This is a genomic window from Cupriavidus oxalaticus (assembly GCF_016894385.1).
Taxonomy (GTDB): Bacteria; Pseudomonadota; Gammaproteobacteria; order Burkholderiales; family Burkholderiaceae; genus Cupriavidus; species Cupriavidus oxalaticus.
The window spans coordinates 2,712,184-2,727,795 of sequence record NZ_CP069811.1 but is presented as its reverse complement, the minus strand read 5'-3'; the positions used below and the strand labels follow the sequence as shown (position 1 = coordinate 2,727,795).

Sequence of the window (15,612 nt, the reverse complement as noted above, 5' to 3'; positions counted from 1 at the left end):
ACCAGCTTGATGGAGTCGGTTACCAGGGACGCGCCGCGGCCGTCAGGCCGCGGCCTGCTCGGCGCCATTGGCGGCACCGTTAGCGGCACCATTGGCGGCACGATGGTCGGCGACAAAGGCGGCCAGCGTTGCCACGCTGGCAAAGCGCGCCCGCACCGCGTCCTTGTCGCCGCTCATGGAGACGCCGAAGCGCTTCTGCAGCGCCAGCCCGAGTTCGAGCGCGTCGATCGAGTCCAGGCCCAGGCCCTCGACGAACAGCGGCGCGTCGGTATCGATGTCGGCCGCTGCGACTTCCTCCAGCGACAGCGACGAAACGATCAGTTCTTTGATTTCTTGTTCAAGCGCCTGCACGGCGAATCTCCCTGGAAAAATAATCGGTCAGTGCCAGCGTGACCGCGCGCACGGCCATGGCGTCATCGGCGCCGGGCGCAGCAAGCCGCGCCGGGTCGATATCTTCGCGCACGTCGATGACATAGCGCGGGCGGCGCACCGGCACCTGGTACCACTTGTCGCCCTTGCGCAGCGTGGGCGGCTCGCAGCGGATCACCACCGGGGTCAGCGCAAAGCCGCCGCGCACCGCGATATTCGCGGCGCCGCGTTGCAGCCGCAGGCTGCCGTCGGCGGGCGTGCGCGTGCCCTCCGGAAAGATCACGAGGTTGTTGCCCGCGCGCAGCGAATCGATGCAGCCCTGCACCATCGCCGCGCCGGAATCGTTCTGCACATAACCGGTGGCCAGCACCGGCCCGCGCGTGAACGGATTGCGCGCCAGGCCGGCCTTGACCACGCAGTCGGCGCGGCGCGTCAGCGCGATCAGGAACACGACGTCGATCAGCGATGGATGGTTGGCCACGATCAGCAGCCCTTCGCGGTCCAGCCGCCGCGCGTTGCGCACTTCATAGCGGATCACGCCGACCGCGCACATCAGCCACAGGAACAGCCGGAACGCATGGTGGATCACGTGCCTGCAGGCGCGCTGGCGGCGCGCGGCGCTCCATGGCGCGAGCGACAGGGCCGGGAACACCAGCACGCGCAGCACCAGCCCGCCCAGCCCGAAGCCGGAGAAGCACAGGCCCGTGGCGCACACGCGCCACGCGCGGTCGAAGCGCTCAACCATGTCGCTGCCACTGCCAGTCGGCGCTCTCGCCCCGATGGCACAGGCGCGGCTCGCCGGCCAGCATGAAGCGCAGCACCTCCAGGCCGTGCGGCAGCGGCATGCCCGGCGGCGGGGCGCTGTCGGTGTTGCGGCCATCTGCAAGGGCCAGCGTGTAGCAGGGTTCGCCCGCGCGCGGCGCGGCCAGCCGCCAGCACCAGCTGTACAGGGCTTCAGCCTCGTCGGCGAAGGCGGCGTAGGGCGCGGCCAGCGGCGCCTCGTAATGGACCAGCAGCACTTCCGGCGCACCGTCCGCAAGCAGGCTGCAGGCCTCCAGCACGGCGGTTTCGACGGTGTCCCGGCCGGCCGACAGCGCCTGCAGGTTGCCCGGATCGGCCACGTCGATCGAACGTACCGCACCGATAGCGTTATGGACCGACAGTCCGAAGGCGGTCGGCGACAGCGCGTCGCCCACGGCCAGCTCGCTCAGCATTGTCACGAGGCGGCCGGTGTCGCCATGCCGCGAGGCAAAGATCGCCGGAATCACACCCGCCGCAGCACCCCCCGCGGCATCGGCCGGCACGCAGGCATAGGCCGGGGCCAGTGCCACGCGGCCGAGCGGCGGCAGGCGGCGGCGCAACATGGGCGCCATTTGCGGCAGGGCCGGCGATTCGGGCTGGGCGGGGGGAAGGTGGGGAGCAGCGGCCCAGGCGTGCCAGTCTTGCCGTGTCTGCAGGCCGCCAGCCCACGCCGCCCAGGCGCGCACGGCAAAGCGCAGTGCGGTGTCGCGCCCGGTTCCGGTGCGGTGGCGGTCCGTCATGCGCGCCGGCCCCCTTGCCGGATGTTGCCCCTGCGGCCTGGTGTGCCGCTCCGTGCCCCGGCGCCAGCCCGCACGGCGCCCGCCGGCGTGCCAGGCGGACGGCTGAAGACGGGAAAGACGCAGCGGAGGGTCATGTTCCTGAAGGTATTTGGCAGGGGCAGCGTGATTGACTGCGGCGGGGCGAATTTGAGCGCGCGCCATTTTACTCAAATCGACGTGCGCCCAATCGCAAAAATGTTTCGCCTGTGGCAAAAATGCAGACCGATGAAAGTGGTTCGAGGGCCGATGCCCCACAAATGGGGGGCGTTTGCGGCTGGCCATGTCCGCAATGTCCTATTGACGGCTTAGCGGTCATGTCCGGCGCCCCCAAGGTTATTTACAGGCAATTGCCGCGCGCGGAATATGTCCGGTGCAGGCCCCGGCATTCTCCCGGCAAGCACGGTTCCATCAATCGCGAAATACCGGCGAATTTCCCCATTTATTCGTTGCCCTGGCAGGGGGCGCCGGCAAGGCTGCCAAACTCCCGGCAAAATGTGGGACCGTGGTCACACCCCCTTCCGGAGAACCCCATGCCAGCAGCCACCACCATGCCCTACCGCCGCCTTGGCGCCAGCAACCTGCGCGTCTCGGCGCTGTGCCTGGGCACCATGATGTTTGCCGACCAGACCGACGAAGCCGAGGCGGCGCGCATCGTTGCCAGCGCGCGCGACCACGGCGTGAATTTCATCGATACCGCCGACGTCTACACCAAGGGCGCGTCGGAGCAGATGGTCGGCCGGCTGCTGACCGAGAACCGCCACGACTGGGTGCTGGCCACCAAGCTCGGCAACGCCATGCAGTCCGCGCCCAACCACTCGCACTACTCGCGCGTGTGGATTGCGCGCGCGGTCGAGGACAGCCTGCACCGGCTCGCGACCGACTACATCGACATCCTCTACCTGCACCGCGACTATCCCGGCGAGAACCTGGAGGAGGCGGTCCGCGCGATGGGCGACCTGGTGCGCAGCGGCAAGATCCGCTACTGGGCGGTGTCGAACTTCCGCGGCTGGCGCATCGCCGAGATCGCCCGGCTGTGCGGCGAGCTGGGCGTGCCGCGCCCGGTGGCCTGCCAGCCGTACTACAACCTGCTGAACCGCGTGCCCGAGGTGGAGATCCTGCCGGCTTGCGAGCACTACGGCCTGGGCGTGGTGCCCTACAGCCCGGTGGCGCGTGGCGTGCTGACCGGCAAGTACGCGCCCGGCCAGGCGCCGGAACAGGGCACGCGCGCCGGCCGCGCCGACCGTCGCATGATGGAAACCGAGTTCCGCGAGGAATCGCTGGTGATCGCGCAGCAACTCAAGGAGCATGCCGAGGCGCGCGGCCTGACGCCGGGGCAGTTCGCCACGGCCTGGGTGCTGGCCAACCCCATCATCTCGTCGGTCATCGCAGGGCCGCGTACGCTGGCGCAGTTCGAGGACTACTTCGGTGCGCTCGGGGCCGCGATCACGCCCGAGGAAGAATCCATGATCGATGCGATGGTCGTGCCGGGGCATGCGTCGACCCACGGCTACAACGACCCAGGCTACCCGTTCGGGGGAAGGCCGGTGGCGCGCGCGCACAAGGCATGACTGTGATGCACGCCAGCGGTGCAGGACGACGGCATGTGGCGCAAGCGCGTCTCCGAATGGCGCGCGTTAACGACGGCGCGATGCGTGGTGGGGTCGATGGCACGATGATCCTGCGCATGCTTGCTGCACGCCGGCCCGACTCCTACTAATATCAAGACAGGCGGCACGCGCATTGCGCGTGCCGCGAGAACATAGCGCTTCGAGCCGGTGCGCGGACCCCGTTGCGCGCAACGCCGGCCAAACAGGGAAGCCCAAACGTGTCGCGTCGTGGCTGGATCTTCGCTGGCTTGGCGGTCGCCCTCACCGGGGGCGTCTATGTCGTGTATAGCTTGGTCGCGAGCGAAGTGCGCAATTCGCACTGGCAGTCGCGGCTGATCGGCGGGCTCGGCCAGCGGCTGACCTTCGAGATCCAGCCGGGCGCCAGCGACAGCATCCGCTTTCCGCATTCCGGCCCCTACGACGCGCGCATGGGCTACGGCATGCTGCCGCAGTTCGCGCAGCGCCTCGGACAGCGCGGCTACGTTCCCGCCGAGCAGGCGCGCATGTCGCCCGACATGGTCAGGCTGATGGACCAGGGCTTGTTCGCGCCGTACCGCGAGAAGAACCAGGCCGGCCTGTTGCTGCGCGACTGCAACGGGCTGACGCTGGCGTTCGAGCGCTATCCGCAGCGCCAGTATCCCGATTTCGCCACGGTGCCGCCGCTGCTGGTGAGCGCGCTGCTGTACGTCGAGAATCAGGGCCTGCTCAACCCCGAATATCCCAACATGAACCCGGCGCTGGACTGGCGCCGGCTGTCGCGCGCGGTGCTCGACCAGTTCATCCGGCTGGCCGACCGTTCGCACGACGCGCCAGGCGGCAGCACGCTGGCCACGCAGATCGAGAAGTACCGGCACTCGCCCGAGGGACGCACCGCGTCGATCCCGGAGAAATTCCGGCAGATGGCGTCGGCGTCGCTGCGCGCCTACCTGGACGGACCCGATACGCAGCGCGCGCGCGAGCGCATCGTGGTCGACTACCTCAACACCGTGCCGCTGTCGGCGCGCGAGGGCTTCGGCGAGATCAACGGCATCGGCGACGCGCTGTGGGTGTGGTACGGCGAGGACTTCGGCGAGGTCAACCGGCTGCTCAAGGAAATGGACCAGCGCGCGCCGCAGCCGCGCCAGGCGCAGGTATTCAAGCGTGCGCTGTCGCTGATCATCTCGCAGCGCCGGCCGTCTTACCATTTGCGCCGCGACGACACCAACCTGGATGCGCTGACGGCCAGCTACCTGCGCCTGCTGGCCGCCAACAGCGTCATCACCGCCGAGCTGCGCGACGCGGCGCTGGCGCAGCCGCTGGAGAAGGCCGCGCCGCCGCAGCGCGGGCCGCAGGAGCCGTTCGTCACGCGCAAGGCCGTCAACCGCGTGCGCGCCGACATCGCCCGCCTGACCGGCGTGGAAAGCCGCTACGACATGGACCGGCTCGACCTGACGGTCGACAGCACCATCAACCGCGAGGCGCAGCGCATCGTCACCGAGACGCTGCAGCGCGTGAACAACAAGGCCGATGCGCGCGCCATGGGCCTGTACGGCCACAACCTGCTGCGCGACAACGACGACCCGTCGAAGCTGATGGCGAGCTTCACGCTGTTCGAGCGTGTCGGCAACGCCAGCGTGGTGCGGGTGCAGGCCGACAACATCGACCAGCCGTTCGACATCAACAGCGGCGCGCGGCTGAACCTGGGTTCGACCGCCAAGCTGCGCACGCTGGTGACCTACCTGGAAATCATCAGCGAGCTGCATGCGCAATACGCCGGCATGGGCCGCGCCGAACTGGCCGGGTTGCGGCTGGCACGGCAGGATACGCTCGCCCACTGGGCGGTGGATTACCTGTCCAAGGCGAAGAAGCCCGAGGAGCGCGAGCTGATGGCGATGCTCGAGGCCGCGATGGAGCGCAAGTACTCCGGCAGCGCCGGGGAAGGGTTCTACACCGGCGGCGGGCTGCAGAGCTTCACCAACTTCGAGCGCCAGGCGGGCGAGCGCAACATGACCGTGCGCATCGCGTTCCAGCATTCGGTCAACCTGGTCTTCATCCGCATGATGCGCGACATCGTGCGCTACGAGACCTTCCACGCCAACCCGGACATCGGCGACCTGTTCGAGGACCGCAATGCCCCGGGCCGGCGCGAATACCTGGAGCGCTTCGCCGACCAGGAAGGCAGCGCCTACATGACCAATTTCTACCAGCGCTACCGCGGCAAGACCTCCGAGCAGCGGCTGGATACGCTGCTGGGCCGCGTGCGCATGACCATCCCGCACATCAACGCGGTGCGCATGTCGGTGACTTTGCTGAGCGCGCGCCCGTACCTGGATGAGGACAGCTATATCCGCATCATGCGCGCGCGCCTGGGCGACAAGCAGCTGGCCAAGGAAGACCTGCCCGCGCTGTACCGCAAGTACGGCAAGGACAAGTTCAACCTGAACGACCGCGGCTACCTGTCACGGGTGCATCCGCTGGAACTGTGGATGGTGGAGTACCTGGACCAGCACCCCGACGCCACGCTGAGCGAGTTGCTGCGCGCCAGCACGGCGGAGCGCCAGGAAGTGTACAAGTGGCTGTTCAAGACGCGCAGCAAGGCGGGCCAGGACAACCGCATCCGCACGCTGCTGGAGCAGGACGCCTTCGCCCGCATCGCCAGGCGCTGGCAGCGGGTGGGCTATCCGTTCGATTCGCTGACGCCGTCGTACGCCAGTGCGATCGGCGCGGCGGGCGACCGTCCGGCGGCGCTGGCCGAACTGGCCGGCATCCTGCTGTCCGGTGGCGTGGTCACGCAGAATGCCGCGGTGCGCAGCCTGGCCTTTGCCGACGGCACGCCGTACGCCACGCGCTACGTGCTGCAGCCGGCAGCGGGCAAGCGCGTGCTGCCGGCCGAGGTGGCAGAGCTGGCGCGGCGTTCGATGCTGGACGTGGTGGAACGCGGCACCGCCAAGTCGATCCGCGGCGCCTTCACGGTGCCGGGCCGCGACGGCGCGACGCTGGTGGTGGCGGGCAAGACCGGCACCGGCGACCAGCGCTTCCAGGTGTACGGGCCGGGCGGGCGGCTGATCTCGTCGCGCTCGGTCAACCGCTCGGCCACGTTTGTGTTTACGCTCGGCGAGCGCTTCTTCGGCACCGTGGTGGTCAATGTGCGCGAACCGTATGCGGTGCGCTACAGCTATACCAGCGCGCTGGCGGTGCGGGTGCTGCGCGCGATCGCGCCGCAGGTGTCGGCGATGGCGCCAGGCGGCGACCGCGCGCTGCTGCGCTGCCGCGATGCCGCGCCGGGCCTGCGCACGCCGCGCATGCCGACCATGGCAGCACCGGCCGAAGCCGTGCCGGGCGCCACGCTGGCGCAAGGGCTGGAAGCGCCGCCCCGCGCGGACGCGGTGGCTCAGCCCGCGGCGCCTGCGCCGGGCAAGCCCGAGGCGCCGAGCCTGGCCGACGCCAACGATGCCGTCACCGTGCGCAAGGCCAGTCAGCCCTTGCGGCGGACCATGCCGTAGATCACCAGCAGCACGATCGCGCCGATCACCGAGGCGACCCAGCCAGCCGGTTCGCCCGGCTGGTACCACCCCATCGCGCGGCCGACGTAGCCGGCCACCACCGAGCCGAGCACGCCGAGGATGATGGTCATGATCCAGCCCATCTTGTCGTCGCCGGGCTTTACTGCCCGTGCAATCAGTCCGACGATGAGGCCAACGAACACGGTGCCGATGAATGCCATCATGGTGCGCTCCCGGTAGTGGACTGCCTAGGATGGGGGGCCGGCCGCATGGTGTCGCCGGCTGCGCTTCATGATACACGCAGCCGGGGGCCGCGTATGACGCCGGCGTGACAGCGCCGCCGGGGTCAGGCTCGCGCCAGCCGGAACTGGCCGACGGCCCGGTGCAGCATGTCGGCCTGGTCTTCCAGGGAGGCCGCCGCTGCCGCCGCCTCTTCCACCAGTGCCGCGTTCTGCTGCGCCATCTGGTCCATCTGCGACACCGCCTGGTTGACCTGCTCGATGCCGCCGGTCTGTTCCTCGGTGGCGGCCCGCATCTCGCCCATCAGGTCGGTCACGCGCTTGACCGCTGCCACGATCTCGTCCATCGCCTTGCCGGCGCTTTCCACCAGCACCGCTCCGTCTTCCACGCGCTGTGCCGAGTCGCCGATCAGCGCCTTGATCTCCTTGGCGGCGGTGGCGCTGCGCTGCGCCAGCGTGCGCACCTCGCCCGCCACCACGGCAAAGCCGCGGCCCTGCTCGCCGGCGCGCGCGGCCTCCACCGCGGCGTTCAGCGCGAGGATGTTGGTCTGGAAGGCGATGCCCTCGATCACGCCGATGATGTCGACCACCTTGCCCGAGGCCTGCTTGATCTCGCCCATGGTGCCGACCACCTGGCTGACGATGGTGCCGCCGCGCACGGCGATGTCCGAAGCCCCCTCGGCCAGGCGGCTGGCCTGGCGCGCGTTGTCGGCGCTCTGGCGCACGGTGCTGGTGAGCTGCTCCATGCTCGCAGCCGTTTCCTGCAGCGAGGCGGCCTGCTCCTCGCTGCGGCGCGACAGGTCGGCATTGCCTGCGGCGATCTGCTTGGCCGCGCCGGCGATCGAATCGGCCGAGCCGCGGATACTGCCTATCGCACCGGTCAGGCGCGCCTGCATGCGCTGCATCGCGAACAGCACGCTGTGCTCGTCGCCCGGGCGCACGTCGACATGGCCGGCGAGGTCGCCCTCGGCAATGCGGCCGGCGATCTGCGCGGTGGTGGCCGGCTCGCCGCCGAGCTGGCGGTGCAGGCTGGCGGAGACGCGCACCATCACCAGCGACATCAGCGCGCCGACCGCCAGCAGCAGCCCCAGCGCCTTCCACAGCTCGGTGCGGAACGCCGCTTCGATGTCATCCAGGTACAGCCCGGCGATGAAATTCCAGTCCCATGGGCGGAAGTTGGCCACGTAGCTCAGCTTCGGCTGCGGCGCTTCGGCGCCCGGCTTGGGCCAGAGGTATTCGACGAAGCCCTTGCCGGAACCCTTGCCGATCGCGGCGATGTCGCGGAACAGGTAGACGCCGTTGGGATCCTTCGTCCCCTCCATCGCCTTGCCGTTCATCTCAGGCTTGAACGGGTGCATCACCACCACGGTGTCGGAACGCATCAGCGTGAAGTAGCCATCGGCGCCGAAGCGCATCGCGCGCACGCGTTCGATGGCCTGCTGCTTCGCCTCGTCGGCGGGCAACTTGCCCGCCTTGGCCAGCGCCTCGTACTCGGCCACCACCGAGACCGCGGTGTCGGTGACGTGGGTCAGGTCCAGCCGGCGCTCTTCCATGCGCAGGCTGCGTATGTGCCAGGCGTTCCACAACGTGATGCCGAGCAGGCAGACCCAGCTCAGCACCAGCGGCAGCAGCAGTTTTTTCTTCAGGCCCAGGTTGTCCAGCATGCTTTTCACTCCTCCTTCAGCGCATTGCGCATGGCTCATCGGTGACACGCATCTGCGGCGTCATTCATGGTTGACGCCTGTCGGGGCATGCGTGCGTCTGTGGGCTAACGGCGAGGCGGGAAATTAACTTGATTGGGGTAATACCGCCCATGCCGCACGTGTGGTTGATTGGTTTTAACAAGCTCGACGTAAAAGTGATGTATTTAACTCTTTTATCCCCAAAGTAGCGCGTCCAACGTGATTCCGGCAGCGCCTGTCACGCCCCGGCCCTTGAAATCCGGCAGAATCTGCGCGTTGTACCCACGCAACCCTTTTCCTTACGCCGATCGCCCGCACACATGGCCACCCTGCCAGGTCCCTCCGAAGACAGCCGCCGCCAGGACGGCCCGCTTGCCGTATTCCTGGTGTTCCTGCGGCTGGGGCTGACTTCGTTCGGCGGGCCCGTCGCGCACCTGGCGTTCTTCCGCGAGGAACTGGTGCGGCGCCGGCAATGGCTGAGCGAGGCGGCCTATGCCGATGTGGTCGCGCTGTGCCAGTGCCTGCCCGGCCCGGCCAGCAGCCAGGCCGGGATCGCACTGGGGCTGTCGCGCGCGGGGTACGCCGGTGCGCTCGCCGCATGGCTGGGCTTCACGCTGCCGTCGGCACTGCTGATGATCCTGTTCGCGCTGGGCGTCTCGCACTACGGCATGGCCGCGGCACCCGGGGTGCTGCACGGGCTCAAGCTGGTCGCGGTGGCAGTGGTGGCGCAGGCGGTGTGGGGCATGGCGCGCACGCTGTGCCGTGGCCCGGTGCGCATCGCCATCATGGTTGCCGCCACCGGCGCGGTGCTGGCGCTGCCGGGGGCGTGGGCGCAGGTGGCGGTGATGGCCGTGGCGGCGCTGGCCGGCGCCTTGCTGCTGCGGCCGGCGCTGGCCGGCACGCATGAGCCGCTCGGGCTGCCGGTCAGCCATCGTGCCGGCGCGCTGCTGCTGGTGGCGTTCGCCTTGCTGCTGGCCGGCCTGCCGGTGCTGGCGCAGTTGAGCGCCGATCCCGCCGTGCGCCTGTTCGACGCCTTCTACCGCGCCGGCGCGCTGGTCTTCGGCGGCGGCCACGTGGTGCTGCCGCTGCTGGACGCCGAAGTGGTGGCACCCGGCTGGGTCGGCAAGGAAACCTTCCTCGCCGGCTATGGCGTGGCCCAGGCGATGCCCGGCCCGCTGTTTACGTTTGCCGCCTTCCTGGGCGCCTCGTTGCAGGTGCCGCCGGCCGGCTGGGCCAGCGGGCTGCTGTGCACGGTGGCGATCTTTGTGCCCGGCGCGCTGCTGGTGGTCGGCACGCTGCCCTACTGGGAAAGCCTGCGCCGCAACCGCCGGGCCCAGGCCGCGCTGGCCGGCGTCAACGCAGCCGTGGTCGGGCTGCTGCTGGCGGCGCTGTGGCAGCCGGTGTGGGTCAGCGCGGTGCACGGGCCGCTCGATATCGTGCTGGTCGGGCTGGCGCTGGTGGCGCTGATGGTGTGGAAGCTGCCGCCCTGGCTGGTGGTGCTGGCCAGCGGCGTGGCCGGGTGGGCTGCGGGAATGTGGCTGTAACGTCGCTGCAGATGCCGCGACGGAAGCCGCGACGGAAGCCGCGACAGAAGCCGCTGTCGCGTCAGCCGTTGCGGCGCCGCCCGGAGACCTCGGCGCGCGCAACTTGACCCCTTGTAATGCGCCGTAACCTGCCGTGCCGCGGAACCGTTTGCGCATTCAAATGCGAACGATTATCCTTCTCTCCTGCGTTCGTCATTGTGATGACAATGACACAACCTCGCGTCGTGTGCGCGAGGCGGCGCTCCAGCTTCCCAGGATCCCGGCAGGGCCGGCCGCCGGCTCGGCCGGGCCACCCCGCTTACCACCGCAATGACCGAATCCCAGCCAGCTTCCGGCCAGCAGCGCCGCGCGTTCTGGCTCAAGCACCTTCACCAGTGGCACTGGATCAGTTCCGCGATCTGCCTGATCGGGATGATGCTGTTTGCCGTGACCGGTTTCACGCTCAACCACGCATCGCAGATCGAGGCAAGGCCCGCGGTCGAGACGCGCCACGCCACCGCGCCCGCCGCGCTGCTCGCCACGCTGCGCGCGCAGCAGCCCGCCGGCGAAGGCAAGTCCCGCGAGCGCAAGGCCCCGGTGCCCGCAGCGCTGGCCGCATGGCTGGCACAGGCGCTGGATGTCGATGCCGGCGGACGCGAGGCCGAATGGTCGGCCGACGAGATCTACGTGGCGCTGCCGCGCCCGGGTGGCGATGCCTGGGTCAGCCTTGCGCTCGACAGCGGCGAAGCCCAGTACGAGAAAACCACGCGCGGCGCGATCTCCTACCTGAACGACCTGCACAAGGGCCGCAACACCGGCACGGCATGGAGCCTGTTCCTGGATGTGTTCGCGTTCGCGTGCCTGGTCTTCAGCGTCACCGGCCTGTTCCTGCTCAAGCTGCATGCGGGCGGGCGCCTGGCGACCTGGCCGCTGGTCGGCCTGGGGCTGGTGGTGCCGCTGCTGCTGGCGGTGTTGTTCATTCACTGAGCCTGGCCTGCGCCAGGCACGCCGGCATCCCGAACGATTTTCCTGCTGCATCTCACTGACGAGGTTTCTCTGAATATGCGCCGACTGCTCTCCGTCACCCTGACCGGCATGGCCACGGTCCCGTTCGTGGGCCCCGCGCTGGCCGCCGACCTGAACGTCAAGGTGGAAATCCCGCGGCTCAACGTGGCCGAGTACCACAAGCCCTATGTGGCGATGTGGGTCGAGCGCGCCGACCAGGGCCCGGTGCAGACCCTGGCGGTCTGGTACGACGGCAAGCTCAAGGAAAACGAGGGCACCAAGTGGCTCAAGGACATGCGCCAGTGGTGGCGCAAGGCCGGCCGCGACCTGAACATGCCGGCCGACGGCATCTCGGGCGCGACCCGCGCGCCGGGCGAGCACACGGTCAGCTTCCGCGACGGCAAGAACCCGCTGGGCAAGCTGCCGGCGGGCGACTACCAACTGGTGGTCGAAGCCGCGCGCGAAGTCGGCGGGCGCGAACTGGTGCGCGTGCCGTTCACCTGGCCGCCGCAAGCCGCACAGACCGCCCGCGCCAGGGGCGACCACGAACTCGGCGGTGTCACCGTCGACCTGAAGCCGTAATCCTTCCCGGAGCCTGACGATGAAACCCACTGCCAACCTGTCTGCGATCCTGTCCCCAGTCCGTTCCCGCATGGCTACCCGCGTGGCTACGCGCGTGACCCTGCTCGCCCTGGCCGCGCTGGCGCCGCTGGCCGCGCACGCGCACCGCCAGTGGCTGCTGCCGTCGGCCACCGTGCTGTCGGGCAATGACCCGTGGGTGACCGTTGACGCCGCCGTCTCCAACGACCTGTTCTACTTCGAGCACGTGCCGCTGCGCCTGGACAACCTGCAGGTCACCGCCCCCGACGGCAGCGCCGTCAAGGCCGAGAACGCCGCCACCGGCAAGTACCGCAGCACCTTCGACCTGCACCTGACGCAGCCGGGCACGTACCGCGTGGCGGTGGTCAACCAGGGCCTGTTCGCCAGCTACAAGATCGACGGCCAGGCCAAGCGCTGGCGCGGCGCGGCCGAGAACTTCGCCAGGGAAGTCCCGGCCAACGCGCAGGACCTGACGGTCACGCAGGCCGAAGGCCGGGTGGAGTCTTTCGTCACCGCCGGCAAGCCCAGCGACAAGGGCCTGCGCACCACCGGCCGCGGCCTGGAGCTGGCGCCGATCACGCACCCCAACGACCTGGTCGCCGGCGACACCGCCAGCTTCCGCCTGCTGCTCGACGGCAAGCCTGCCGCCAACCTGAAGGTCGAGGTGGTGCCGGGCGGCATCCGCTATCGCGACAAGCTGCAGGAGCTCAGCGTCACCACCGACGCCGACGGCAAGTTCAGCGTCAAGTGGCCGGCGCCCGGCATGTACTGGATGGAAGCCGAGGTGCGCGACGACAAGGCGACCTTCAAGCAGGCCAAGTCGCGCCGCGCGACCTACGCGGTGACGGTGGAAGTGCTGCCGCAGTAAGCGTCGTCCTGACTTGAACCGCATCCTCGTTCCCGTCGCGCTGCAAGCGCCCCCGGTGCCGCCTGCGCGCGATGCGCGCCAGCACCGCTGGGGCGGCGCGAGCATGGGCACGACCTGGTCGGTCGTGGCCATGTTGCCGCCGGCTGCGGATGCCGATGCCATCGGTGCGGGCATCGTCGCCGTACTCGACGGCGTGATCGCGCAGATGAGCAACTGGGAGCCGGATTCCGATATCAGCCGCTTCAACCGTGCCGAGGCGGGCAGCTGGCACGCGCTGCCCGCCGATTGCTTTGCCGTGCTGCAATGCGCGCTGCAGGTGGCGCGCGACAGCGGCGGCGCCTATGACCCGAGCACCGGGCCGCTGGTCGACCTGTGGGGCTTCGGCCCGGCGCCGCGGCGCAGCGCGCCGCCGTCGCCCGATGCCGTGCAGGCGGCACGGGGCCGCTGCGGCTGGTCGCGCATCGAACTCGATGCCGACACGCGGCGCGCGCGCCAGCCCGGCGGCGTGTCGCTGGATTTCTGCGCCATCGCCAAGGGCTTTGCCGTCGACGCGGTGGCGCGCTACCTCGACACGCAGGGTGTGGAACACCACCTCACCGAGATCGGCGGCGAACTGCGCGGCCATGGCGTCAAGCCCGACGGCATGCCGTGGTGGGTCGCGCTGGAAGCGCCGCCGGGTCTCGGCAGCGGCGAACAGGAACAGCAGCACGGGCAGACCCTGGTGGCGCTGCACGGCCTGTCCGTCGCCACCTCCGGCGACTACCGCCGCTACTTCGACAGCGATGGCCGGCGCTATGCGCACACCATCGACCCGCGCACCGGCTACCCGGCCAGCCACGCGCTGGCTTCGGTCACGGTGATCCACCCGCAGTGCATGCTGGCCGATGCGCTGTCCACCGCGCTGACCGTGCTCGGCCCGCAAGCCGGTATGGCGCACGCGCGCCGCCACGGCATTGCCGCGCGCTTCCTGGTGCGCACGCCGGGCGGCTTCGACGAACATCTTTCCCCGGCTTTTGCCGCGCTGCTGGCATGAGCCGTCCCATCCTTTCCCCCTTTGCCGGCGCCAGCTGGCTGGCGCTGGCCGGCGGCGTGGCGCTGTCGCTGCTGGGCCCGTCGCGCAGCGCCACCGCCGCCGGCGTGGTCGCCGCCTATGCCGGCTTCTGCGGCACGGTGCTGGCGCACCACCGCCAGCGGCGCGCGCGCGTGGCGGCCCTGGCAAGTACCACGGACGGCGCCACGCTGGTCGCCTATGCCAGCCAGACCGGTTTTGCCGAGCAGCTGGCACTGCAGACCGCGACCGCGCTGCAGGGCGCCGGCATGCCGGTGCAATTGCTGTCGCTGGCCGAGGTCGACGCCGCCCGCCTGGCCGCCTGCCGGCAGGCGCTGTTCGTGGTCAGCACCACCGGCGAGGGCGACGCGCCCGACAGCGCCTCCGGGTTTGCGCGGCGGCTGCTGGCAGGCCGCGCGGACGGGCTGCGCGAGCTGCGCTACGGCATCCTGGCGCTCGGCGACAGCAGCTACGCGCGCTTCTGCGCCTTCGGCCACGCGCTCGACCACTGGCTGCAGCGCCATCGCGCGCAGCCGCTGTTCGACCTGATCGAGGTCGACAACGGCGATGCCGGCGCGCTGCGCCACTGGCAGAACCACCTGTCGGCGCTCAGCGGCGGCGCCGAGATTGCCGACTGGGAGCGCCCGCGCTACGGCGACTGGGTGCTGGCGCAGCGCCACCTCCTGAATCCCGGCAGCCAGGGCGCGCCGGCGTTCCATCTGGTGCTGGAGCCGCGGGACCGCGACGCGCTCGACTGGCAGCCGGGCGACATCGCCGAAGTCGGCCCATGCCATGCGCCGGCCGAGGTGGAGCGGCTGCTGGCGCGGCTTGCGCTGGACGGCGCCACGCCGGTGCGCTGCGACGCCCGCGACCTGACGCTGGCCGAGGCGCTGGCCACGCGCATGCCGCTGCCCGACGCCCACTTTGCCGCGATGCAGGGCGTACCGGCGCAGCAGCTGGTCGATGCGCTGTCGCCGCTGCCGCATCGCGAATATTCGATCGCATCGCTGCCGCAGGACGGCACGCTTGAGCTGCTGGTGCGGCAGGCGCGCCGCGACGACGGCCGCCTGGGGCTGGCCTCGGGCTGGCTGACCGGGCATGCGGCCGTGGGCGCGCACATTGCGCTGCGCATTCGCGCCAACCGCAGCTTTCATCCGCCCGCCGACGACCGGCCGCTGATCCTGATCGGCAATGGCACCGGGCTGGCCGGCCTGCGCGCCCACCTGAAGGCGCGCGCCGCGGCGGCACGGCGCCGCAACTGGCTGCTGTTCGGCGAGCGCTCTGCGCAGCATGACGCCTTCTTCGCCGACGAACTGGCCGCATGGCAGGCCGACGGCACGCTGCAGCGCGTCGACCATGCCTGGTCGCGCGACGGCGGCACGGCGCGCTACGTGCAGGACGCCCTGCGCGCGCAGGCGGCGCTGGCGCGCCGATGGGTGCAGGAAGGCGCGGCCATCTATGTTTGCGGCAGCCTGCAAGGCATGGCCGGCGGCGTCAACGAGGCCCTCACGGACATCCTCGGCGAATCCGCGCTGCGCGAGCTTGCCGACGAGGGCCGCTACCGGCGCGACGTCTACTGATTGCGCCACGCGCCGTGCGGAGATCGGCC

Annotated in this window: 13 protein-coding genes; 8 read left to right on the top strand and 5 right to left on the bottom strand. The window is 70.1% G+C overall.

From position 1 onward, the window contains the following. Positions 1-42: 42 nt before the first annotated feature. Genes JTE92_RS11965 through JTE92_RS11955 form a run of 3 tightly spaced genes read right to left on the bottom strand, consistent with a single transcriptional unit; the run spans position 43 to position 1,910 of the window. A complete protein-coding gene (locus JTE92_RS11965; protein WP_063237589.1) occupies positions 43-351 on the bottom strand; it encodes a phosphopantetheine-binding protein in 309 nt (102 codons plus the stop codon). Beyond that, entirely contained in the window at positions 338-1,114 is a 777-nt protein-coding gene (locus tag JTE92_RS11960) for a lysophospholipid acyltransferase family protein (protein ID WP_063237588.1), read from the bottom strand. Before JTE92_RS11960 ends, JTE92_RS11965 begins: the two co-directional genes overlap by 14 nt. Further along, positions 1,107-1,910 carry a beta-ketoacyl synthase chain length factor gene (locus JTE92_RS11955; RefSeq protein WP_063237587.1) on the bottom strand — a complete coding sequence of 268 codons (804 nt, stop codon included), beginning with the start codon at positions 1,908-1,910 and terminating at the stop codon, positions 1,107-1,109. The genes JTE92_RS11960 and JTE92_RS11955 overlap by 8 nt, the downstream gene beginning before the upstream one ends. A gap of 569 nt (positions 1,911-2,479) precedes the next feature. Between JTE92_RS11955 and JTE92_RS11950 the strand changes: the two genes are divergently transcribed. Further along, entirely contained in the window at positions 2,480-3,517 is a 1,038-nt protein-coding gene (locus tag JTE92_RS11950; protein ID WP_063237586.1) for an aldo/keto reductase, read from the top strand. A 257-nt stretch (positions 3,518-3,774) separates the two neighbouring features. Then, a complete protein-coding gene (locus tag JTE92_RS11945) occupies positions 3,775-7,038 on the top strand; it encodes a transglycosylase domain-containing protein (protein ID WP_063237585.1) in 3,264 nt (1,087 codons plus the stop codon). Here JTE92_RS11945 and JTE92_RS11940 read toward each other — a convergent pair. After that, positions 7,011-7,262 (bottom strand): GlsB/YeaQ/YmgE family stress response membrane protein, encoded by a 252-nt coding sequence (locus tag JTE92_RS11940; RefSeq protein ID WP_063237584.1) that lies wholly within the window; start codon positions 7,260-7,262, stop codon positions 7,011-7,013. The genes JTE92_RS11945 and JTE92_RS11940 overlap by 28 nt on opposite strands. A gap of 122 nt (positions 7,263-7,384) precedes the next feature. Next, the gene (locus JTE92_RS11935) at positions 7,385-8,941 is read right to left on the bottom strand and encodes a methyl-accepting chemotaxis protein (RefSeq protein WP_063237583.1); all 1,557 of its coding nucleotides are present in this window, start codon (positions 8,939-8,941) and stop codon (positions 7,385-7,387) included. 338 nt (positions 8,942-9,279) lie between these two features. Here JTE92_RS11935 and chrA point away from each other — a divergent pair, with 338 nt between their 5' ends. The 6 genes from chrA (at position 9,280) to JTE92_RS11905 (ending at position 15,583) form a co-directional block, all read left to right on the top strand. After that, on the top strand, positions 9,280-10,503 hold the full coding sequence (chrA, locus tag JTE92_RS11930) for a chromate efflux transporter (protein WP_063237582.1): 1,224 nt from the start codon (positions 9,280-9,282) through the stop codon (positions 10,501-10,503). A 309-nt stretch (positions 10,504-10,812) separates the two neighbouring features. Next, positions 10,813-11,469 (top strand): PepSY-associated TM helix domain-containing protein, encoded by a 657-nt coding sequence (locus tag JTE92_RS11925; RefSeq protein WP_063237581.1) that lies wholly within the window; start codon positions 10,813-10,815, stop codon positions 11,467-11,469. A 75-nt stretch (positions 11,470-11,544) separates the two neighbouring features. Then, positions 11,545-12,069, top strand: coding sequence for a DUF2271 domain-containing protein (locus JTE92_RS11920; protein ID WP_063237580.1), 525 nt, complete (start codon positions 11,545-11,547; stop codon positions 12,067-12,069). Positions 12,070-12,139: 70 nt separating this feature from the next. Further along, on the top strand, positions 12,140-12,955 hold the full coding sequence (locus tag JTE92_RS11915) for a DUF4198 domain-containing protein (RefSeq protein WP_371136912.1): 816 nt from the start codon (positions 12,140-12,142) through the stop codon (positions 12,953-12,955). A gap of 13 nt (positions 12,956-12,968) precedes the next feature. Continuing rightward, positions 12,969-13,988 (top strand): FAD:protein FMN transferase, encoded by a 1,020-nt coding sequence (locus JTE92_RS11910; RefSeq protein ID WP_063237578.1) that lies wholly within the window; start codon positions 12,969-12,971, stop codon positions 13,986-13,988. Beyond that, positions 13,985-15,583, top strand: a complete 1,599-nt coding sequence (locus JTE92_RS11905) for a sulfite reductase subunit alpha (protein ID WP_174544839.1) — start codon at positions 13,985-13,987, stop codon at positions 15,581-15,583. The genes JTE92_RS11910 and JTE92_RS11905 overlap by 4 nt, the downstream gene beginning before the upstream one ends. Positions 15,584-15,612 lie beyond the last annotated feature (29 nt).